The organism is Pseudomonas sp. Ant30-3 (assembly GCF_000690905.1).
GTDB lineage: Bacteria > Pseudomonadota > Gammaproteobacteria > Pseudomonadales > Pseudomonadaceae > Aquipseudomonas.
The window spans coordinates 40,067-59,474 of the sequence record NZ_JMCL01000025.1 but is presented as its reverse complement, the minus strand read 5'-3'; the positions used below and the strand labels follow the sequence as shown (position 1 = coordinate 59,474).

Below are 19,408 nucleotides of genomic sequence, written 5' to 3'. Positions count from 1 at the left end.
ATCGTTATGCCAGACCTGAATGAAGCCAATATCGCTACAGCGGATGTGCTGACTCTACTGCTGCACAACCAGCACGCCTTAGCTGCTGCCATTGAAGAAGTGGCGCTGTGGGCTAGGGCCACCGGTTCACCCGATACGCACGACAACGCCATCACAGCACTCGGCACGCTCGACAAGAATGCAGCCGCTATCACCGCTGGCATCCTCAAACTGAGGCAATGACCGCCTGAGTTTGAGGATCTGCGCAAGAGTCGCCGGAAGGTCTCATTAGGGTACACATTGCGATACCTCTCGTCGGGTACCTGATTCTAGTCTCATAAGTCTCATTGCATAACTCAAACGATCCTGTATCGTTTACCTCACGAATTGATACTTTCAAATGAGGTAGCGCCAGCATGAGCATGAAGTTTGGATACGTCCGCGTCTCGACCAAAGAACAGAACACCGCGCGTCAAACCGTTGCGCTCGATGGGCTTGGCCTTGACGAAGTGTTCACAGACCATGCCAGCGGTAAGAACACCGACCGGCCAGAGCTGCAACGGATGATCGGGAAGCTACGCCGGGGCGATACCGTGACGGTCAAGAGCGTGGACCGGCTGGGGCGAAACACAAAAGACTTGCTGGACCTGCTGGACCAGATGCTTAAGCAAGGTGTGAAGGTGGAGTTCCTTGAACCATCACTGACCTTCGACGAATCACCGACCTCCCGATTCATCCTGACCATGCTTGGCGCAGTGGGCGAGCTGGAACGCTCATTCATTCGCCAACGTCAGTCCGAGGGTATCGCTGTCGCGAAGGACGAGGGCCGGTTCAACGGTCGACCAAAAGACGCTGAGTTACGGGATAAGGTGCAAGGCTGGCTCGCCAAGGGCTTGAGCGCAGATGCGATAGCGAAGCTGTGCGGCTGTGGACGTGCCACCGTGTTCAGGATCAAGAAGGAGCTGGCGGAAGTATCCAAGGCCGATGCTGTGCCGGAGTGAGCGCGCCCGATCAAGGCACCCCAGTGCACCGCCTGAAACAACGAGAGCACGGGGCAAGGATTGCCGCTCGTCTGGATTCATTGGGTTTGAAATAACCCCAGTGCACCACTGCCAAGCAATGCTGAGAGGCTGGCTCAGGGTAGCAAAACGATGGGTTTTGTTACCCCAGATGTTACCCGAGCAGAAACAACAAGGGCCTGCATCGCTGCAAGCCCTTGTTTTGTATGGTGCCGGCACCAGGAGTCGAACCCGGGACCTACTGATTACAAGTCAGTTGCTCTACCAACTGAGCTATACCGGCGTGTTAGGGCGACGATTATAGCGATTGGAATGGTTCTGTAAACCCCTGAATTCAGACTATTTTTACGAAGGCGTCAGGTGAGGTCCACGAGCCCTGATAATGCTGATGAGATCCAGCAAAAAACGCCCGTATTCTGTTCCTTGGATTTCGCTGTTCACGTGGGTAAATCCCGCCGCTAGGAAACGATATTCAAGGTTTGAAAGCTGTTTATGTTGTTTCGGCTTAACGCTTATGCACAACGCGGCATATGTATCGCGCCACGACGAGCAATTTTGTGGATCCGTTCTCATTAAGTGCGCAAATCCCTGTTTTAGCGGTTTTTTATGCGAGTGTATGAAAAGTGATCAGCAACGTTTCAACCCTGAAACAGCTGTAAATATTGGATCCACTTTAATTTAATCAACAGAGTTATCCACAGGCTGCAGACGTTCAAGACTTCTCCGCAAGCAACATGAAATTGCGCGGTGTAAGCGGGGTTTCACAGAAGGTGCCGAGTCTGACGTCGTAACCTTGCTCGAACAGGAAAAGCGCCCGATCAAGCACCAGCCAGAGCTCAAGCGGGCGCCGAAAAAGTCCCCGCAGTAGCTCAAGATTGCGCACTTCGGCCAATCGCTGCCATCCAGCGGCTTCAAGCGCCGACCAGTCCTGCACGCCCGTTGTGGATAACTCATTCAGCGCGGCCAGATGATGGCAGTAATCAGCGAAGGATTTATCCAGCCAGGAACTCGGCAGGGACGGCGTAGGCAGATATTCATCAACACCGCGCAACTCCCGTTGCAGCAGGTCGAAAGCCAGGCGCCGGGCCATCGAGGTATCGCGTTGACGTCTGACGCGGGCGCCGGCGGTGACGGTCTCACTCGCGGGTAGCGACAGATCGTTGAGTGAAAGCTGTAAGTCGGATCTCAAGCCAGCGCGGGAAATTGGCTGGTAAGCGGTAGAACTGATTCGGTTGTAACAGCACGGCGCGATCGCCAGTTGTTTGCAACCGGCCGCGCTGGCGAGCTGAATCAGCCGCACGTGCAGATCACCGCAAGCGTGCAACGCGACCGGCGTGTGCGAGGCGTTCAATAAAGAAGCGACGCCTGGCGCCAGAACATCCTGCTCGACATGTAGAGCGTGCAACTGATGACGCTGGCTGAGCGCTTGCCCACTTGTGACCAGCGCCGGATCGTACTCCAGGCAAGTGAGCTGCTGAGAATGTTGCAACAACCTCCGACCTAAATGCCCTTTACCCGAACACCAATCCAGCCAATGGGTGGGATTTGCGGTAAATATCAACCGACTGGCAAACGCCTCGATCTGCTGCCATTTACGCCCCGGCACATCAACGTTCAAGCGATGGGCTGCCGCTTCAAGTTCACGCGAAGGCAACTCACCCACCGCACTCAGCTCAAGCGACATGGCCGCCAGTGAAGCGAAGGGTTCTGGTGCATCAAGACGTGCAGGCTGGTTATGCGCGCTTTCCGCATCTTCCAGCGAACGTTGCCGTAGCCATGCAGCCAATTGCGGGTAGGACGCTTCCCAGGGGAGCTGCAGATGTGTGAACGGCCGAGGCTTCCATAACGCCTGATGCTCTGTCAGAAACGCATCCAGCGCGGTGAAGCGGGCGAGTAGGTTCTCGCCCGTCAACACGCAGGGATCAGCGCCCTTGGCAGGCATCGACGCGCAGCCAGCGCTCCAGCAGCTTGAAGCCGCGGACCAGTACAAACGCCATCAGCAGATAGAACATGCCCGCGGCAAAGAAGATCTCCACCGGCAGGTAGGTCCGCGCAATGATGGTGCGGGCCATGCCGGTCAGCTCCAGCAACGTCACGGTACTGGCCAGGGCGCTGGCCTTGAGCATCAGGATCACTTCGTTGCTGTACGCCGGTAACCCGATGCGTGTGGCACGCGGCAGGATGATGTAAAACATTGCTTTGGCGCGAGACATGCCCAGCGCCCGGGCGGCTTCGATCTCGCCCTTCGGGATCGCCTGAATCGAGCCGCGCAGGATCTCGGCAATGTAGGCAGCCGTGTGCAGCGTCATGGTGGCGGTCGCGCACCAGAACGGACTGCGCAGGTACGGCCACATTGAGCTGTTACGCACCGCGTCAAACTGCGCTAGGCCGTAGTAGACCAGGAACAGCTGAACCAATAACGGCGTACCGCGGAAAAAGAAGATGTAGGCGTAGGGAAACGCGCGCACGTACCAGAGACGTGATGACCGGGCGATGCCCAGCGGGATCGCCAGCAGCAACCCGGCGATCACTGCAATGGCCACCAGCTCCAGGGTCAGCGTGGCGCCCTGGGCCAGTTTCGGCAGCCATTTGATGATGACTTCCCAGTTCATTGGGTGCTCCTCGCGAAGCCGCGAGCGGCGCGTTTTTCCATGAAGTGCATGCCGGTCATGGCCAGAATCGTCAGGCCCAGGTACATGAACGCGGCAACCATATAGAAGGTGAAAGGTTGCTTGGACACGGTCACGCCGATTTGCGCGTGGCGCATGATTTCTTCCAGGCCGATCACCGACACCAGCGCGGTGTCTTTCATCAGGATCATGAACAGGTTGCCCAGGCCGGGCAGGGCGATGCGCCACATCTGCGGCATGATCAGCTTGGTGAAGATGCGAAATTTCGACAGGCCCAAGGCGACGCCGGCTTCACGGTGTCCTTTGGGGATCGCCAGGATCGCACCCCGGAAAACTTCCGTGGCATACGCGCCGAAGCACAGGCCCAGCGCGATAACGCCAGCGGAGAACGCGTTGAGTTCGAGGTCGGGCTTGCCGAAAAATTCGCCCAGGGCACGCATCAGATTGACCGTGCCGAAGTAGATCAGCAGCACCCAGAGCAATTCCGGAATGCCGCGAACCAACGTGGAATACGTGCCGCCAAGCCATTGCAGCGGCTTGTACGGGGAAGTCTTGGCCAAAGCGCCGAGCAGGCCGAGCACCAGCCCGAGACACAAGGCAGAGAGTGCCAGTTTCACAGTCATCAGCGCGCCAGCGGCGAGCGCGGGGCCGAATCCGTAGAGATCGATAGTCATGGAATTCTTTTCAATCGCGGCAGGCAATGCCGGGGACCGGCGCCGTCAGAGAACAGCGTCGGTCCGGCAGGTCAGAATCAATAGATGCTGAACGGGAAGTACTTGTCGTTGATTTTCTTGTAGGTGCCGTCGGCAACGATTTCTTTCAGAGCGGTGTTCAGCCTGTTGCGAATCTCATCGCCTTTACGGACTGCGATACCGATCTTGTCGCTTTCTTCCACCGGGTCGCCTTTGAATTCGTACGACTTGCCAGCGTCGCTTTTCAGCCACTCATAGTTGACGTACTTGTCGGCCAGGATGCCGTCGAGACGACCGGAGGTCAGGTCGAGGTAGGCATTTTCCTGGGTGTCGTAGAGTTTGACTTCGACGCCTTCCATGTTGTCTTCCATCCAGGTGCCGGCGAGGGTCGCACGTTGTGCGCCGATCACTTTGCCTTGCAGGGAATCCTTGTCGGTTTTGAATTCGACGTTTTTCGGCGCGATGAATTGCAGTTTGTTGGAGTAGTACGGGTCGGTGAAGTCGACCGCTTGCTTGCGCTCGTCGGTGATCGACATCGAAGAGATCAGGAAGTCGAACTTCTTCGCGTTCAGGGCCGGGATGATGCCGTCCCAGTCAGAGGTGACCACGGTGCATTCAACTTTCATCTTGGCGCACAGTGCGTCGCCGATTTCCTTGTCGAAGCCGACAACGTTGCCGCTGGCATCTTTGTTATTGAACGGCGGGTAAGCCGCTTCGATGCCCATCTTCAAGGTTTCGGCGGCGGCACCGGCGCTGAACGCCAGGGTGACGGCGGCTGCCAGGAAGATTTTTTTGAAGTTCTGCATGTGGATAGCTCCGTTAGCGGTTGCTGGACATGAATTGTTTGCAGCGCGCCGAAAGCGGGTTGTCGAACACCTGCTGTGGCGATCCTTGCTCTTCTACCAGGCCCTGGTGGAGGAACACCACTTCGCTGGAGACCTGACGAGCAAAGCCCATCTCATGGGTCACGAGCAACATGGTGCGGCCTTCTTCGGCCAATGCACGGATGACATTAAGTACTTCCTGGACCATTTCCGGGTCAAGCGCGGAAGTGGGTTCGTCGAACAGAATCACCTTGGGCTGCATCGCCAGTGTGCGGGCGATGGCCGCGCGTTGCTGCTGGCCGCCCGACAGTTCGGCGGGGTAGGCGTGGCGTTTGTCGGCGATGCCGACCTTGGCCAGCAAGGCCTCGGCGACTTCGGTGGCCTCGGCTTTACTCTGACCGAGCACGCGGCGCGGGGCTTCGATGATGTTATCGAGCACGCTCATGTGCGGCCACAGATTGAAGTTTTGAAACACAAAACCGATTTGACTGCGCAGGCGATTGATCTGCTTGCCATCGGCAGCAACCAGTTCGCCGTTCTTCGCGGCTTTGAGCTTGAGTTCTTCACCCGCCACGAGGATCTGACCCAGATGCGGGTTTTCCAGCAGATTGATGCAACGCAGGAACGTGGACTTGCCGGAACCGGAGGAACCCAGGATCGAGATCACATCGCCGTCGCGGGCGGTCAGCGAGATGCCTTTAAGCACCTCGAGCTGGCCGTAGCGTTTGTGCAAGTTGCGGATTTCAAGCGCGGGCGTGGCCTCAGCCATGTGCGTTCCTCATAATATTTCGCTCCTGCTGTTAGCGGCCTTCCTGGCGAGGCGGCCAAGCTAGCATAGCGTCTGAATGGCAGCCAACAGCGGTTGGGGCGGTAAACGGGTGGCGTGCGGTCGGTTGTCGCATCGGCGCAGCAGACTGTCGCGCTGCTATCAACCGAACAGCTGTTTGAAGCCTGCTTTTAGCTATAACGCTGCAGGTGTCGCCTAAAAAAAGGCGCGATGGTGCCAGCTTTGGCGGGGTACTGGAAGCGCTATCCGCCAAACGTGGCTGATCTGCACTTTTATTGGGCGACCGGCATTTTTGTGCTGGGTTTCTGGTGCGGGTATTCGTCCTGAAAGTGAGTCGCAGGGTAACGCTCTGGCGAATTGCCATTAATCTCAATGACTTGCGATGACCGTCCGGTCAGTCCTCAGCCCTCGGGTTTACAGACTTTGTTACATTTTGGCGCAATTATTGCGTGCGGAATAAGAAACGCCCCGTTGGTTTCTTTTTACGAGAAAGGAATGTCGGCGGGATGGACGCACACCGCTTTCCCTTACAAAGGTAGTTTTATGAGCAGTAACCCAAGCTCCAACGGCCTCGAACAGGGGCTCAAACCGCGTCATGTGACCATGCTGTCGATCGCCGGGGTTATCGGTGCCGGCCTGTTCGTCGGCTCCGGCCACGCCATCGCTGCGGCAGGCCCAGCTGTGCTGTTGGCCTATGCGGCCGCCGGTACGTTAGTCGTGCTGGTCATGCGCATGCTCGGCGAAATGGCTGTCGCTTCACCGGACACTGGCTCGTTTTCGACCTACGCCGATCGTGCGATCGGCCACTGGGCCGGTTTTACCATCGGCTGGTTGTACTGGTGGTTCTGGGTGTTGGTGATTCCGCTGGAAGCCAACGCCGCGGCGACCATTCTGCATGCGTGGTTCCCGAACATCGCGATTTGGGCATTCACCCTGGTGATCACACTGCTGCTGACCGCGACCAACCTGTTCAGCGTGAAGAATTACGGTGAGTTCGAGTTCTGGTTCGCTCTGATCAAGGTCATTGCGATTGTCGGCTTCATTGCGTTGGGTGTTCTGGCCATTTTCGGCTTCCTGCCGACCAGCCAGGTCAGCGGCGTCTCGCACCTGTTCGACACTCAAGGTTTCCTGCCGAACGGCATGGGCGCGGTACTCGCTGCCATGCTGACCACCATGTTTTCCTTCATGGGTACGGAGATCGTGACCATCGCCGCGGCGGAGTCCAAGGACCCCGGCAAGCAAATCTCCAAGGCAACCAACTCGGTGATCTGGCGGATCGGCTTGTTTTACCTCGTGTCGATTTTCATCGTCGTGGCGCTGGTGCCTTGGAACGACCCGGTACTGGCCAGCGTCGGCTCCTATCAGACAGTGCTTGAGCGGATGGGCATCCCGAACGCCAAGCTGATCGTCGACATCGTGGTGCTGGTGGCTGTCACCAGTTGCCTGAATTCGGCGCTCTATACCGCTTCGCGGATGATGTTCTCGCTGGGCAAGCGCGGCGATGCGCCGGCCGTCTCCACGCGCACCAATCGCAGCGGCACGCCGTATTGGGCCGTCATGCTATCGACCGGCGCTGCATTCCTGGCGGTATTTGCCAACTACGTAGCACCGGCTGCCGTGTTCGAATTCCTCCTGGCCAGCTCCGGCGCCATCGCGTTGCTGGTTTATTTGGTGATCGCGGTTTCCCAGCTGCGCATGCGTCAGAAACGTAAAGCGGCCGGGGAGAAAGTCGAGTTCCAGATGTGGCTTTTCCCCGGCCTGACCTACGCCGTCATTGTGTGCATTGTCGGCGTGCTGACGATCATGCTGTTTCAGGAAGCCCATCGCGTGGAAATCCTCGCAACCGGTTTGCTGAGCGTGCTTGTGGTCGCTGCTGGCCTGTTTGTGTCTCGGCGTCGCAAGTTGCAAAGAGTCGGGGCAGTTGCGTTGAATTGATGTTTCAGGGATGACGCAAAACGGCCGCTGTCAGGAATGACAGGCGGCCGTTTTTGCGGTTTGTTCTTGATGGCGAACATGCAGATGTTGATGTCGTGAAGCCAGAAATAGCCGTATCCATGAAAAAGCCAACTCTGCCGTGAATTACTCAGCGTGCTTTGGTTCCATCACGATATCGATTGCCTGGCGGTAGCTATCCAGGGCGGTGCCGAAGTCCTTGATGACTTCGGGATCCTCCAGCCAGCGCTGAGCAGCTTCCCGGTCGATGCCATCAGCCCACATCCGATAATCGATCAGCATGTCGGCAGCCAGATGTGTAGCAGCCATGGCTTCGTCATCGGCATTTTCCATGTCGAGGAGATCAGGCTCTTCGCTGATGATGACGCTCAAAGACACCAACATGCTCACCAGCATATTGACGCGACCCTGTTCTTCTTCCATTTGCATGTTGCTGAACATGATCAGGATATTTTCAGGAATCCCGTCTTCTCCTTCCGGCAGCTCATATGAATCGTAAAGTCCGTCTGTTTCGGCTGGATCATTGACGCCAGCCAGAGGAGCTCTGCCACTGACACGAATTTGCTTGGCTTTCGCTTTTGCGCGCTTTGCGCGTTTCTGCTGCTTATTCAGGGAGGCCATGGGGCTTAGTCTCGTTGCTGTGGATTTTGGGCCGCGATGGCTTCGGAGGCCGCTACGTAATCAACCTGGAAGGCTGGGGATTCGATCCAGGCCAGTGCGCCGGCTTCGTCTGTTTCGGTGGACCATTGGCGATACTCGATCAAGGCGCCGATGATGAAGTCCGTCGCGGTTTCTTCACCTTCCTGCTGCAGCACGAGAGCGAGCAGTGGGTGTTCGAGAAAGGCTGTGCACATGGCTTTCTGGCTGATTTTTTCCGCGTCGATCATTTCCTTGAACAAATCGGTCAGGTCGACCGACTCGAAGTCGATGCGATCATCATTCGGGTCCAGTTCCACCGGCGCGGCAGCCCGCTGGGTGCGGTTTTGCTTGGCCTTGGCTTTGGCGCGGGTGGCACGTTTTTGCTGTTTGCTGGCGGAAGCCATGGTTTTGATCCGTTGTACGTTAAAGGGGCTGACTGCGCGGCACTGTCCGCCCGGGCGTATCGGGGGCCAGTTCGCCGTGTTGCAGCCAGGACAATGCAATGGGCCATAGTGTGGCTTGGTATGCGCTGCGGAAAAAGGCGAAATGTCCAACTTCTTGTTCGCCGATATCTTCCGGGGCGATCCGCAGGTGGGTGTTTGTGCTGTTGATGAAGTAGGCGAGCAGGCGTTCGATGGCCGGAATCGTACCGTATGGATCGTCTGTGATGCTGATGGCGAGAATTTTTGCGCTGACATTGGCGAAGGGCAGGCTGCCGCCGGCCGCGTGGATGATGCGACCACTGGGTCGTGTTTCATACAGCCCTGTGGGCGTGCTCCAGTCGCGGACGACCCCCGCGGGCGTATCTTCGAGCCAGCTCAGGCGTTTGCCGGGAAAGTAGCCGCAGAGCATCGTGATCAGTGGCATCACCACGTGCCACTTGCCAAACATCCGCCAGCGTTGCGCCGGGGCGTAGTCGCGCCAGTAGGCGAATTGCGCGCCGACGGTGACCATGTTCCGGATGACGTGTCCGGATGCGCCCAGGCCTGCAGCACAGCCACCAAAGCTGTGGCCGACGACATCAATGGGTTGCCCGGGAAATTCGCGCTTGGCGCGCTTGAGCATCGCTTCGAAATCCAGCGCGCCCCAGTCGGACCATGACGCCTGCAACTGTCTCAGTGATAACGGTCGCGACTCGCCAATGCCGCGGTAATCATAAGTGATGACGTCGAAGCCGTTGTCGAAAAGGTAATCGGCGAAGCGCGAGTAATGCGGGCAGCGAACCGATGTGGCGGCGTTGATGATCACCACTGGACGAGTGATGTCTTGAGACGAATGCCGCCAGGTGTAACCGCCAAGGGTGTAGCCGTCTGCGGCGGGCTCTTTGAAGGGGTGGCCGGAAACGGACTGTGCTGGCGGCGGCTCCACTTGAGTGGTGGGCAATGCGATGTCCAGATTCATCAGGTATGACCTCTGCCAGTGGCTGTCAACGATAGACTTTATCCGGTGTTCTGAGCGAGTCTCCGCTCTTCGACCGCCGCGCGTTCGCGATCCAGTTCCGCACGTAATTCTTCTTCGCTAGGCAGAACCAACTTGTACTTGCTGGCGAACAATTGCTCATGACCTTCCAGCATCGAGTAACGCACTACCGATTCATCTTTTTGTGCGCAAAGAATAATTCCAACGGTCGGACCATCCTCCGCACCACGTTTCAAGTCGTCATACATGCGCACATACATGTCCATCTGCCCTACGTCCTGATGAGTCAGCTCGCCACGTTTGAGATCAAAAATGACAAAGCACTTAAGCAGATAATTGTAGAACACCAGGTCGATGTAGAAGTCTTTGCTCTCTGTGCTTATCCGCTGCTGCCGGGCGATGAAAGCGAAGCCTTTGCCTAGCTCAAGCAAGAAAGCCTGAAGTTGATTGATCAATGGCTGTTCGAGACTGGTTTCCTGCGTAAGCCCTGCATTGGGCAGGCCCAGAAATTCAAGCATCACCGGGTCTCTGATGAAATCTCTGGGTTGTGCGTTCATTTGCTGAAGGTTGGTGCAGGCCTCCTGCTCAACGGCAGATCGGTCGCGGCTAACCAGCAGGCGCTCGTAGTAGAGCGTGTTGATCTGGCGTTCCAAAGCCCGGCTGGACCAGTTCTGAACGGCCGACTCGTTCATGTACCAATGTCGGGCGCGATCATTCTCTACGCGGAGCAGGCGGCGATAATGGGTCCAGCTCAATTCGGAACGCAGTGCGCTCCAAATTGGAAAAGTCTGATAAAAGTCCCGCATGTATCGCAGGTTGCGTTCGTCAAACCCTTTGCCGAACTGGGTAGTCCGGTTGATCGCGAGGGTTGGAAGTAAGCGTTTACCATACGCCGCCCGCCGAGCCCCCTCCTGCTCGAACTCCACGATATGCCGTCCAATCTGCCAGCAGGTTTGCACCTGAACGGTATCAACCGTGCGCAGAATTTTCAGCCGTGCCTCTCGGATCAGCTTGCCCGAATCACCGAGCAGGGTGTCGAGGTGTGAGTCTTGAGTATTGCCAGGTCTGAGTACGCTCATGAAGTCTTCCACTGCTGAATGAACAGGTGGAAATCATTGCAAGGAAGCCAGGTCTCCGATGCCGGGCGCGGCTGATAAACCGGAAGGAAGGTTCGGTTGATTTTGCGGGACCATACCGACTGCGAGCAGGGCTCAAGGAGCGCGCCCTGTAGTCCGTTTCGCAGTGACTTGGGGTGCTAATCACTCTGGAATTGGAGCATCCAGTGTGGCCTTCATGCCGAGTCTCACAGGAAAGCCAGCGACCGCATGACCGCAACGCGCAACGGGTTGGTTTCTACGCTCAGCAACTTGATGGCCAGGGCGCAGCAGACGACGATCAGCATCGGCTTGATGAGTTTTGGACCGACCCGCACGGCGGCTCGCGCGCCCAATTGAGCGCCCACAAATGCGGCGAGAGCCATGGCTATGGCGACGGGCCAGACAATCACGCCCTTGGTGATGAAGATCGACAGGGAACCCAGGTTGCATGAGGCATTGGCGAGTTTGGTAAAACTCATGGCCCGCATCATCCCCAAGCCGCACAGGAGCACGAACCCGACGATAAAGAACGAGCCGACACCGGGGCCAAAAATACCGTCGTAAAAGCCCAGAATCGGCGCCACGGTAAACGAGAAAAGCAGAATGCCAATTTTTTTGCGCCGGTCTTCGTTAGTCAGTTTCGGTGACAGCGCAAAATAGATGGCCACCAGTATCAGCATGATCGGTACGCACACTTCCAGATAACGCTTATCTACCGAACTGACCAGCAAGGCTCCGCCTGCGCCACCCAAAAATGCGCAGATAACCAGCCAGCGGCCCTCGCGCCATTCGATCAATCCTTTACGAGCGAAAGTGACCGTCGCAGAAATCGTTGCTGAAGCCGCTTGAAACTTGTTTGTTGCAATAGCGCTGATGGGGTCCATTCCGGCCAAAAATAATGCGGGCAACGTGATCAACCCACCGCCCCCTGCAATAGCGTCGAAAAACCCTGCGCAAAATGCAACGAGTGCCAATATGCCAATGACATCCCAAGACATCGAATTTCCTCGTTTATAAAATTCTGGCCACTTCACCTATGACTGGCAATTAGGCAATTGAGCGTTAAACAGGAGTCATCCCCGCAGCAGCAACGGGTCTTCTGAAATAACAATCGGAGAGGAAAATTTTGACAGGCCGAAAATCCGCACCAGTACACGTCTGTTGTCCTTGATAACATCGCGACAGTGCAGGGCCCGGACGTTATTGATGATCATGGCCGACTCTTGAGTGAGTGTGAACTTGACTGGATTTGCCTCGCCTATCGTCTGGCAAAGCGCGGCGTAGGCCCTCGCGACCAAATGGGAGGCATTGTCCTGGAGCGAGAAACGGTATGAGTTAAAGCGTGCTGCCCAGCCGACCTTTTCATCGAACTGCAGAATTGAGACATTCCGACCGTCCTCACCCTTGCCATCGACGAAAGAGTCACTGCGAGTAAATTGAAAATTAGGAGTGGTCAGCGCGAGGCTGTGGGTAATGCCGATTTTCTCCAGTATTGGCGGAAGCGGTATCACCAAGGTGGGTTCCAGGCCCGGATTCCACAGGGCCGAGAGAATCAGCGAAGAGGGCGAGGGAGAATGCCCTCTTTCCGCGTTCACCGCGCACCAGTAAGGCGCCTCCGTGTGCGGGCCGAGCGCCAGGCCGGAGTGGGAGCTCAGTTCTTTGATGGTGGGCTCGTCGTGGATCACCGTCAGCCCGCCGCCCTTGAAGTTGGCAACCAGTCGAACCAGTTTTCCTTCGTTATCCATGTCGTAGGCGAAGGCGCTGTTGTCCACCAGCTTCAACAGGATTTGATTGCGGCCGGCCAGACAGAGGACGTCATGTCGCTCCTCCAGGGCTGCCAGGTCGGGGAGCTGGGCGGGCGGACTCGCGTCGGTGATCCGTTGCAACCCATCAAAGATCAGCAGAGAAACCAGCCCATCCGAATAAGCCGTCAGAAGTGCATTTTGATCATCAGAAAACGAACGCTTCAGCTCTGTGGCCCCGTCGCAGGCCTTGGCGTTGGCACTTGAGGATTGCGGCCCGCCGAGGGCGGCCAGCTCTTCAGAGAAACGGTGGAGCAGCTTAGATTGGGCGTTAGTGAAGCTGAGGGTTCCAACTTCCTGTTCGACGTAGGACTCAACAGTCCGAACGCGTCGCTTGATAGCTTCCGTCATTATTCCATCCGTGGGGGTAGCGATTTATTGCACGTTTTCAAGCAGTCCGTGGCGAGTGTCCTACTCGCCGAGCAAGGCTACCATCTAACTTTTGGCTGACGGGGGGATTGTTGTTTCGGAAGAATTCGCCCGAAAATTGCCGAGAAAGGCGGTTCGCGGCGAGCGCGGCTCTGGCACGCCGGATGCTCTTACGGACCCGTGATCAAATCCCAGGCATAAAAAAACCCTGAATCTTGCGATTCAGGGTTTTCGGTATTTGGTGCCCAGAGACGGAATCGAACCGCCGACACGGGGATTTTCAATCCCCTGCTCTACCGACTGAGCTATCTGGGCAACGGGGCGCATTAAACGGGTTTTTCAGGGGGTCGTCAAGCAAGTTTTCAAAAAATATTTAATTATTACCGTCGCTTACGATCCGACCCCAGAGAAATCGGGATTATTCAGCGGGTGGCACGTAGCCGTCGGCCTTGGCGTATTCCTCGCCGGAAAAGAACTTGTCCATCTCGCCCTGCAAATATTTGCGGTCTTCGGCGTTCATCATGTTCAGGCGTTTTTCGTTGATCAGCAGGGTCTGGTGTTTTTGCCAGTCGGCCCAGGCCTTGGCCGATACGTGGTCAAAAATGTCCTGACCTTTTGCGCCCGGGAATGGAGCGCGCTCAAGGGCGGGCAATTCTTCTTTGTACTTGCGGCACATGATAGTGCGGGTCATGACGACTCTCCTGCGTTCAATACGGCGGCCGCGCGTTCGAGCAAGGTTTTGACCGGGGCGGCAAGGCCCAGGCGCGGCGGGGTGGCGAGGTTATACCAGAGCCAGTCGGCCTCGGCCACGTGATGGCCGGCCTCCTGAACCTGAACCAGCCAAGGTTCGATGGATAACTGAAAATGGCTGAAGGTGTGCACCAGGCTCGGCAGCGCTTGTTGCGTCCCCAATTCCAGCGAGTGCTGCGTGGCCAGATGCTGCAGGTCATCGAGGTCGTCGAGTTCCGGCAGGCTCCAGAGGCCGCCCCACAAGCCTGTGGAAGGTCGGCGGTAAAGCAGAATCGCACCGTCATCGTTGGCGAGCATCGGCATCAGTGTGCGTTTCTGCGGCACGGCTTTACGCGGCTTGGGAATCGGGTAGCGGGTTTCCAGGCCAAGCATGTGCGCTTCGCAGCCTTTTTCCAGCGGACACAGCAGACAACTCGGTTTGCTGCGCGTGCACAGCGTGGCGCCCAGATCCATCATTGCCTGCGTATAGGCGTTGACTCGATCGTGCGGTGTGAAACGCTCGGCATTCGCCCACAGCTGTTTGGCCACCTTAGGCTCGCCGGGATAGCCCTCCTGCGCCGTGAAGCGCGCCAGGACGCGTTTGACGTTGCCATCCAGAATCGGTGCGCGCAAACCCATGCTCAGGCTGGCGATAGCGCCGGCGGTGGACAGGCCGATGCCCGGCAGCTCAACCAGTTTTTCGACATCGCGCGGAAACTCGCCGCCATATTCAGCCACGACGATTTTTGCGGTCTTCTGCAGATTGCGCGCGCGGGTGTAATAACCGAGGCCCGTCCACAGGTGCAGCACTTCATCTTCCGGGGCGGCGGCCAAAGCTTCCACCGTCGGCAAGGACGCCATGAAGCGGTCGAAGTAATTCAGCACGGTGCTGACCTGGGTCTGTTGCAACATGATTTCCGAGACCCACACCCGATACGGCGTGATGCCTTGCTGCCAGGGTAAATCGTGGCGGCCATGGCGGTCGTACCAATCCAGCACGGCCGCTGAAAACTGCTCCGCTCTCATCGCTTGAACAGCCCTTTCAACGCGTCTTTCAGCTCAGGGCTGACCTTGTCGCCCAGTTTCTCGTCAATTTTGTCGCTGAGCTTGTCGCCTGCAAGTTTGGCAGCGACCTGGCCCATGCGTTCGTTGTCGAGACGGCATGCCTTGGCGCCGAGTTCCAGCGGGCCACGGCAGCGCAGCGGCCATTCGATGCCGACGAATTTCTCGCTAACCTGGCAGGCCGGATCGGGCATGTCGCTCTTGTCGCCCTCGACGATGATGCCGACGCGATAATCCATGCCCAGCACCCGCAGATCGACGTCGCCGTCACCCTTGACTGTCATGCCGGGGATGCGAACCCGCAAATCCGGATTGCTGGCCACGCCGTTACGGAAGGTCAGGTTGCCGTTGAGCTCCTGAAACGGAGTGTCCTTGCCGCGCGGTTCGCCGCTCAGGGTTTTGCGGTTGAGCGTGGCGATGCCTTTGCACAGTTGCTGCTCGAGGTTCGCGTTGAGGAGCACGCCGTTGTTGATGACGAAGCTGGCATTGCCGTTAAGGCTTTCGATCAGCGCCTTCTGGCTATTACCGCTACCGCTCAGGTCGCTGTTAAGTGTGATCAGGCCTTTGACCGGCGGATTTTTACCCTGGCTTTCGAGGATTTTTTCCACCGGGACTTTGCTGATGTTGGTCTGCATGCTCAACGCGGGCACTTGTTGACGCACGTCGAGTGTGCCCCTGGCTTCGAAGTTGCCGTTGTACAGGTCGCCGCGCAGATTCTCGAGTGTCAGCAGGCCGCCCTCGCCGGTGGCTTTGAGTGCGGCATTCTCGATTGGCAATTTGTCGAGGGTCAGCAGGCCGAAGGTCAGGTCGGCGTCCACGTCGAGCTTGCTCAGGCGCTCCACCGGCAACAGACGCTCGGTGCTCCAGGCGCCTTTGGTGGGTTGGTCCGGCAGCGGTGTGCTGCCCGCGCCTGCCATGGCACTGGCTTCGGTACTCGCCACTTCGGCCTGACGCACTTGCGTTGCGCTGCTGGCTTCGGCGGACTTCGGCGGCAGGTAGCGATCAACATTAAACGTATCGGCCTTGAGAATGGCCCGCAGCGATTGCTTGGCGAAATCCTCGACGGCAATGCGCCCACTGAAATTGCTGTCGTCGACTTTTAGATTAATGTTGTCCAGCGAAAGGCTGTTGGGTGTGCCTGCAATGCGGCTGACCAGTTCGACCTTGCTCAGGCTGCCCTCGGCCATGGCCGGCAGTTTCTGGCCGATACTGTCGACGAATTTCGCCAGATCAAACTGGGCGATCGAAATACCGCCGGTGATCTGCGGCGTTTTGTCGAGGTCGTTAACCTTCAGTTCACCGAGTGCGCGCATTTGGTTGGCAGAGATCTTGATGCCCGTCCATTCGGCGACGTTCGCGGCTTTATCCAGCAGCAGTTGACCCTGAGCAGCGAACGTCATGGTCTTGCCTTGCAACGGCTCGCCGGCCACTTCACCGGACAATTTCATGTCTTCGAATTTGTAACGCTGCAACGCGCGCTCGAAGCGCAACTCGCCGTTGAGCTCGGTACGCACGCGCAGCACAGGCTGGTTGCTGCCGAGGAACGCCGTGAGTTTCACCGGGATATTGGTCGAGTCGTGAACCGGGCCGGTACTCAGCTGGATGCTTTCAGCGCTGTACAGCTTGCCGGTTTTTTCATCGGTGTACTCCACGCGAGCGTTGTTGACGGTCAGGCTGTCGATGTCGAGCCGGATCGGCTGCGCCGGTTTTTCTGGCTTGGCGGCTGTGTCAGTCGCGGGTTCACCGGTCGTCGGCGCGGTGGCAGGATCCGCCGGTGCCTTGCCGATGTCTTCCCAGTTGCCGTGCCCATCCTTGTCGCGGTTCAGGCGCAGGTTCAGGCCTTCGACACGGACATCGCTCATCTGCACTTCACGGCGCAGCAGCGGCAATACGCGAACCGACAAGCCGAGCATTTGCAGATCGGCAAAGGGCTCGGTGGGCTTGTTCAGGGTTGCGACACTGGCTTCATGCAGCTCCAGGCCCAGCCATGGGAACAGGCTCCAGCCGATATCGCCATTGAGCGTCAGCTCGATGTGAGCCTTATCGCGGGCTATCTGGCGAATCTCGTCTTTATAGTCGTTGGGATCGAAGAGATGGGTCAGGGCAAAGCCCAGCGCCACTATGATCAGCAACAGCCCGAGAAGTACCAGACCCAGGATTTTGCCGAACGCTTTCATGGGCGAGTCCTTGTAGTTAGTCGAATTCGAAATTTAGCCGGGGAGTATAGCGCTCCAAAGCACATGACTGGCAGCGATCAGCCCGGCAGCATATTCAGTGGCAGCTTCAGCCTGGCGGCGACTCGCAAACCAGGCGACTTGCAAATAGTGATATCAGATTGGTTTTTCTGTCACGTTCAGATGGTAACCTCTGCCGGTTCGTCCGTCCTTCTGCGGCAAGCTGTCGCACCAAAATGGAGCTTCAACCCTACAAGACAGTCATGCGTGCGCATAAGGCTGGGGTTAAGCAGTGGCTGACGAACCATACTAATAATTGGGGGATACACAATGACAACGAGTACTACGGCGGACGGCTACAGCGCCGCCCAGCCAGCGTTTCTGTCCAAGGAGCGCATTATCGCCAAGCCCGGGTTCAACCGTTGGCTGGTCCCACCGGCCGCGCTGGCCATTCACCTGTGCATCGGCATGGCCTACGGCTTTTCGGTGTTCTGGCTGCCATTGTCCAAAGCTTTGGGCGTGACCAAGGCAGTGGCCTGCGCCCCGGAAATGGGTTTCATCGAACAGATTTTTTCGTCGCAATGTGACTGGCCGATTTCCATGCTCGGCTGGATCTACACCCTGTTCTTCATCTTCCTCGGCTGCTCGGCAGCGATCTGGGGCGGCTGGCTGGAACACGCCGGGCCGCGCAAGGCCGGTGTCGTGTCGGCGCTGTGCTGGTGTGGTGGTCTGCTGATCTCAGCGCTCGGCATCTATACGCATCAGATCTGGCTGATGTGGCTCGGTTCTGGCGTGATTGGCGGCATCGGTCTGGGCCTGGGTTACATCTCGCCGGTCTCGACCCTGATCAAGTGGTTCCCGGACAAGCGTGGCATGGCGACCGGCATGGCGATCATGGGTTTCGGCGGTGGCGCAATGGTCGGTGCTCCCCTGGCTGCAGCCTTGATGAGCCACTTCTCGTCGCCAACCAGCGTCGGCGTTTGGCAGAGCTTCCTGGTAATGGCCGCGATCTACTTCGTGTTCATGATCGGCGGCGCACTGTCCTACCGCGTGCCGCCAACCGGCTGGAAGCCTGAAGGCTGGACTGCCCCGGCGAAAAAAGCCGCGAACGCTATGATCACCCATCGCCACGTGCACGTGAATGTGGCGTGGAAAACCCCGCAATTCCGTCTGGTCTGGCTGGTGTTGTGCCTGAACGTATCGGCCGGTATCGGCATCCTCGGCATGGCTTCGCCACTGTTGCAGGAAGTGTTCGGTGGCAAGCTGATCGGTGTTGACCTGCCGTTTGGTCAACTGGACGCCGGGCAACTGGCATCGATCGCTGCGATTGCTGCGGGCTTCACCGGTTTGTTGAGCCTGTTCAACATCGGCGGTCGGTTCTTCTGGGCTTCGTTCTCGGATTACCTGGGCCGCAAGAACACCTATTTCGTGTTCTTCGCCCTGGGTTTCGCGCTATACGCGTTGATCCCGAACCTTGGTCATCTGGGTAACGTTGCGCTGTTCGTGGCCGCGTTCTGCATCATCCTGTCGATGTACGGCGGCGGTTTCGCGACCGTTCCAGCCTATCTGGCTGATCTGTTCGGTACGCAGATGGTCGGCGCGATTCACGGTCGTCTGCTGACAGCGTGGGCGGCGGCGGGTGTGTTGGGTCCGGTGCTGGTGAACTACCTGCGTGAATATCAGTTGAGCATCGGCGTTGAACGCGCGGCCGCTTACGACATTACGCTGTACATCCTCGCTGGCCTGCTGGTGCTGGGTTTCATCTGCAACCTGCTGGTGCGTCCGGTGGCGGACAAGTACTTCATGACCGACGCGGAACTGGCTGCCGAACAGGCGCTGGGCCATGACAAGGGTGCTGATGCCAGCACCGTGCTGGAATGGAAAGCCGCGCCTGGCACCAAACCACTGGCGCTCGCCGCGTGGCTGGTCGTGGGGATTCCGTTGGCGTGGGGTGTTTGGGTCACGCTGCAGAAGACTGCGGTGCTGTTCAACTAACGTCAACTCTTGTAGGAGCCGGCTTGCTGGCGATGAACGATTACGCGGTAAGCCTGCACGACTGCGGCGCCTGTATCGCCAGCAAGCCGGCTCCTACAGAGTAAAAAGCCGAGCATTCGCAATGAATGCCGGCTTGTATGGACATGTCTACCCGCCAAACCCCCGAAATCACTCCGTCAGTCATATCACCTCCCGTGTTTCTGTTTCCCGCCCGCGTGCCTATAATGGCTGCCTTTTT

Annotated in this window: 18 protein-coding genes and 2 tRNA genes; 4 read left to right on the top strand and 16 right to left on the bottom strand. The window is 57.7% G+C overall.

The annotated features are described in order from the left end of the window. Nucleotides 1–6: 6 nt before the first annotated feature. Both DU29_RS0106310 and DU29_RS0106305 read left to right on the top strand, forming a co-directional pair. A complete protein-coding gene (locus DU29_RS0106310; protein WP_028620970.1) occupies nucleotides 7–222 on the top strand; it encodes a hypothetical protein in 216 nt (71 codons plus the stop codon). A gap of 173 nt (nucleotides 223–395) precedes the next feature. Then, nucleotides 396–980, top strand: coding sequence for a recombinase family protein (locus tag DU29_RS0106305; RefSeq protein WP_236645575.1), 585 nt, complete (start codon nucleotides 396–398; stop codon nucleotides 978–980). 225 nt (nucleotides 981–1,205) lie between these two features. Here the strand turns inward: DU29_RS0106305 and DU29_RS0106300 are convergent. The 6 genes from DU29_RS0106300 to DU29_RS0106275 form a co-directional block, all read right to left on the bottom strand. Continuing rightward, nucleotides 1,206–1,281: transfer RNA gene (locus DU29_RS0106300), tRNA-Thr, on the bottom strand. Between the two features lie 429 nt (nucleotides 1,282–1,710). Then, on the bottom strand, nucleotides 1,711–2,940 hold the full coding sequence (locus tag DU29_RS0106295) for a methyltransferase (protein ID WP_028620968.1): 1,230 nt from the start codon (nucleotides 2,938–2,940) through the stop codon (nucleotides 1,711–1,713). Continuing rightward, nucleotides 2,921–3,610, bottom strand: coding sequence for an ABC transporter permease (locus tag DU29_RS0106290; RefSeq protein WP_028620967.1), 690 nt, complete (start codon nucleotides 3,608–3,610; stop codon nucleotides 2,921–2,923). Before DU29_RS0106290 ends, DU29_RS0106295 begins: the two co-directional genes overlap by 20 nt. After that, nucleotides 3,607–4,302 (bottom strand): ABC transporter permease, encoded by a 696-nt coding sequence (locus DU29_RS0106285; protein WP_028620966.1) that lies wholly within the window; start codon nucleotides 4,300–4,302, stop codon nucleotides 3,607–3,609. Before DU29_RS0106285 ends, DU29_RS0106290 begins: the two co-directional genes overlap by 4 nt. A gap of 77 nt (nucleotides 4,303–4,379) precedes the next feature. Then, nucleotides 4,380–5,126, bottom strand: a complete 747-nt coding sequence (locus DU29_RS0106280; RefSeq protein ID WP_028620965.1) for an ABC transporter substrate-binding protein — start codon at nucleotides 5,124–5,126, stop codon at nucleotides 4,380–4,382. 13 nt (nucleotides 5,127–5,139) lie between these two features. Beyond that, entirely contained in the window at nucleotides 5,140–5,913 is a 774-nt protein-coding gene (locus DU29_RS0106275) for an ABC transporter ATP-binding protein (RefSeq protein WP_028620964.1), read from the bottom strand. A 561-nt stretch (nucleotides 5,914–6,474) separates the two neighbouring features. Between DU29_RS0106275 and gabP the strand changes: the two genes are divergently transcribed. Then, nucleotides 6,475–7,866: a GABA permease gene (gabP, locus tag DU29_RS0106270; RefSeq protein WP_028620963.1), complete on the top strand. Its 1,392-nt coding sequence runs from the start codon at nucleotides 6,475–6,477 to the stop codon at nucleotides 7,864–7,866. Nucleotides 7,867–8,010: 144 nt separating this feature from the next. Here the strand turns inward: gabP and DU29_RS0106265 are convergent, their stop codons facing one another. The 10 genes from DU29_RS0106265 to DU29_RS0106220 all read right to left on the bottom strand — a co-directional run bounded on the left by DU29_RS0106265 (nucleotide 8,011) and on the right by DU29_RS0106220 (nucleotide 17,178). Further along, nucleotides 8,011–8,505 (bottom strand): hypothetical protein, encoded by a 495-nt coding sequence (locus DU29_RS0106265; protein WP_028620962.1) that lies wholly within the window; start codon nucleotides 8,503–8,505, stop codon nucleotides 8,011–8,013. Nucleotides 8,506–8,510: 5 nt separating this feature from the next. Then, nucleotides 8,511–8,927 carry a hypothetical protein gene (locus tag DU29_RS0106260; RefSeq protein WP_028620961.1) on the bottom strand — a complete coding sequence of 139 codons (417 nt, stop codon included), beginning with the start codon at nucleotides 8,925–8,927 and terminating at the stop codon, nucleotides 8,511–8,513. Between the two features lie 19 nt (nucleotides 8,928–8,946). After that, the gene (locus tag DU29_RS0106255; RefSeq protein ID WP_028620960.1) at nucleotides 8,947–9,924 is read right to left on the bottom strand and encodes an alpha/beta hydrolase family protein; all 978 of its coding nucleotides are present in this window, start codon (nucleotides 9,922–9,924) and stop codon (nucleotides 8,947–8,949) included. A 38-nt stretch (nucleotides 9,925–9,962) separates the two neighbouring features. After that, complete coding sequence (locus tag DU29_RS0106250; RefSeq protein WP_028620959.1) at nucleotides 9,963–11,021, bottom strand: PDDEXK nuclease domain-containing protein; 1,059 nt, start codon at nucleotides 11,019–11,021, stop codon at nucleotides 9,963–9,965. Nucleotides 11,022–11,245: 224 nt separating this feature from the next. Beyond that, nucleotides 11,246–12,037: a TSUP family transporter gene (locus DU29_RS0106245; RefSeq protein WP_028620958.1), complete on the bottom strand. Its 792-nt coding sequence runs from the start codon at nucleotides 12,035–12,037 to the stop codon at nucleotides 11,246–11,248. A 75-nt stretch (nucleotides 12,038–12,112) separates the two neighbouring features. Next, the gene (locus DU29_RS0106240) at nucleotides 12,113–13,192 is read right to left on the bottom strand and encodes a hypothetical protein (RefSeq protein ID WP_028620957.1); all 1,080 of its coding nucleotides are present in this window, start codon (nucleotides 13,190–13,192) and stop codon (nucleotides 12,113–12,115) included. Nucleotides 13,193–13,449: 257 nt separating this feature from the next. Further along, nucleotides 13,450–13,525 (bottom strand) — tRNA-Phe (locus DU29_RS0106235). Between the two features lie 103 nt (nucleotides 13,526–13,628). Further along, nucleotides 13,629–13,901 carry an oxidative damage protection protein gene (locus DU29_RS0106230; RefSeq protein ID WP_008149405.1) on the bottom strand — a complete coding sequence of 91 codons (273 nt, stop codon included), beginning with the start codon at nucleotides 13,899–13,901 and terminating at the stop codon, nucleotides 13,629–13,631. Next, nucleotides 13,898–14,965, bottom strand: a complete 1,068-nt coding sequence (gene mutY / locus DU29_RS0106225) for an A/G-specific adenine glycosylase (RefSeq protein ID WP_028620956.1) — start codon at nucleotides 14,963–14,965, stop codon at nucleotides 13,898–13,900. The genes DU29_RS0106230 and mutY overlap by 4 nt, the downstream gene beginning before the upstream one ends. Continuing rightward, on the bottom strand, nucleotides 14,962–17,178 hold the full coding sequence (locus tag DU29_RS0106220) for an AsmA family protein (RefSeq protein WP_028620955.1): 2,217 nt from the start codon (nucleotides 17,176–17,178) through the stop codon (nucleotides 14,962–14,964). Before DU29_RS0106220 ends, mutY begins: the two co-directional genes overlap by 4 nt. 327 nt (nucleotides 17,179–17,505) lie before the next feature. Between DU29_RS0106220 and DU29_RS0106215 the strand changes: the two genes are divergently transcribed. Next, a complete protein-coding gene (locus DU29_RS0106215; protein WP_028620954.1) occupies nucleotides 17,506–19,170 on the top strand; it encodes an OFA family MFS transporter in 1,665 nt (554 codons plus the stop codon). Nucleotides 19,171–19,408: the final 238 nt, after the last annotated feature.

Excerpts from the sequence above, each read along its gene's own strand:
- gabP (WP_028620963.1), top strand. The coding sequence starts at position 6,475 with ATGAGCAGTAACCCAAGCTCCAACGGCCTCGAACAGGGGCTCAAACCG.
- DU29_RS0106255 (WP_028620960.1), bottom strand. The coding sequence starts at position 9,924 with ATGAATCTGGACATCGCATTGCCCACCACTCAAGTGGAGCCGCCGCCA.
- DU29_RS0106290 (WP_028620967.1), bottom strand. The coding sequence starts at position 3,610 with ATGAACTGGGAAGTCATCATCAAATGGCTGCCGAAACTGGCCCAGGGC.
- DU29_RS0106240 (WP_028620957.1), bottom strand. The coding sequence starts at position 13,192 with ATGACGGAAGCTATCAAGCGACGCGTTCGGACTGTTGAGTCCTACGTC.
- DU29_RS0106265 (WP_028620962.1), bottom strand. The coding sequence starts at position 8,505 with ATGGCCTCCCTGAATAAGCAGCAGAAACGCGCAAAGCGCGCAAAAGCG.
- DU29_RS0106310 (WP_028620970.1), top strand. The coding sequence starts at position 7 with ATGCCAGACCTGAATGAAGCCAATATCGCTACAGCGGATGTGCTGACT.
- DU29_RS0106305 (WP_236645575.1), top strand. The coding sequence starts at position 396 with ATGAGCATGAAGTTTGGATACGTCCGCGTCTCGACCAAAGAACAGAAC.
- DU29_RS0106275 (WP_028620964.1), bottom strand. The coding sequence starts at position 5,913 with ATGGCTGAGGCCACGCCCGCGCTTGAAATCCGCAACTTGCACAAACGC.
- DU29_RS0106215 (WP_028620954.1), top strand. The coding sequence starts at position 17,506 with ATGACAACGAGTACTACGGCGGACGGCTACAGCGCCGCCCAGCCAGCG.
- DU29_RS0106250 (WP_028620959.1), bottom strand. The coding sequence starts at position 11,021 with ATGAGCGTACTCAGACCTGGCAATACTCAAGACTCACACCTCGACACC.
- DU29_RS0106245 (WP_028620958.1), bottom strand. The coding sequence starts at position 12,037 with ATGTCTTGGGATGTCATTGGCATATTGGCACTCGTTGCATTTTGCGCA.
- DU29_RS0106295 (WP_028620968.1), bottom strand. The coding sequence starts at position 2,940 with ATGCCTGCCAAGGGCGCTGATCCCTGCGTGTTGACGGGCGAGAACCTA.
- DU29_RS0106260 (WP_028620961.1), bottom strand. The coding sequence starts at position 8,927 with ATGGCTTCCGCCAGCAAACAGCAAAAACGTGCCACCCGCGCCAAAGCC.
- mutY (WP_028620956.1), bottom strand. The coding sequence starts at position 14,965 with ATGAGAGCGGAGCAGTTTTCAGCGGCCGTGCTGGATTGGTACGACCGC.
- DU29_RS0106220 (WP_028620955.1), bottom strand. The coding sequence starts at position 17,178 with ATGAAAGCGTTCGGCAAAATCCTGGGTCTGGTACTTCTCGGGCTGTTG.
- DU29_RS0106230 (WP_008149405.1), bottom strand. The coding sequence starts at position 13,901 with ATGACCCGCACTATCATGTGCCGCAAGTACAAAGAAGAATTGCCCGCC.
- DU29_RS0106285 (WP_028620966.1), bottom strand. The coding sequence starts at position 4,302 with ATGACTATCGATCTCTACGGATTCGGCCCCGCGCTCGCCGCTGGCGCG.
- DU29_RS0106280 (WP_028620965.1), bottom strand. The coding sequence starts at position 5,126 with ATGCAGAACTTCAAAAAAATCTTCCTGGCAGCCGCCGTCACCCTGGCG.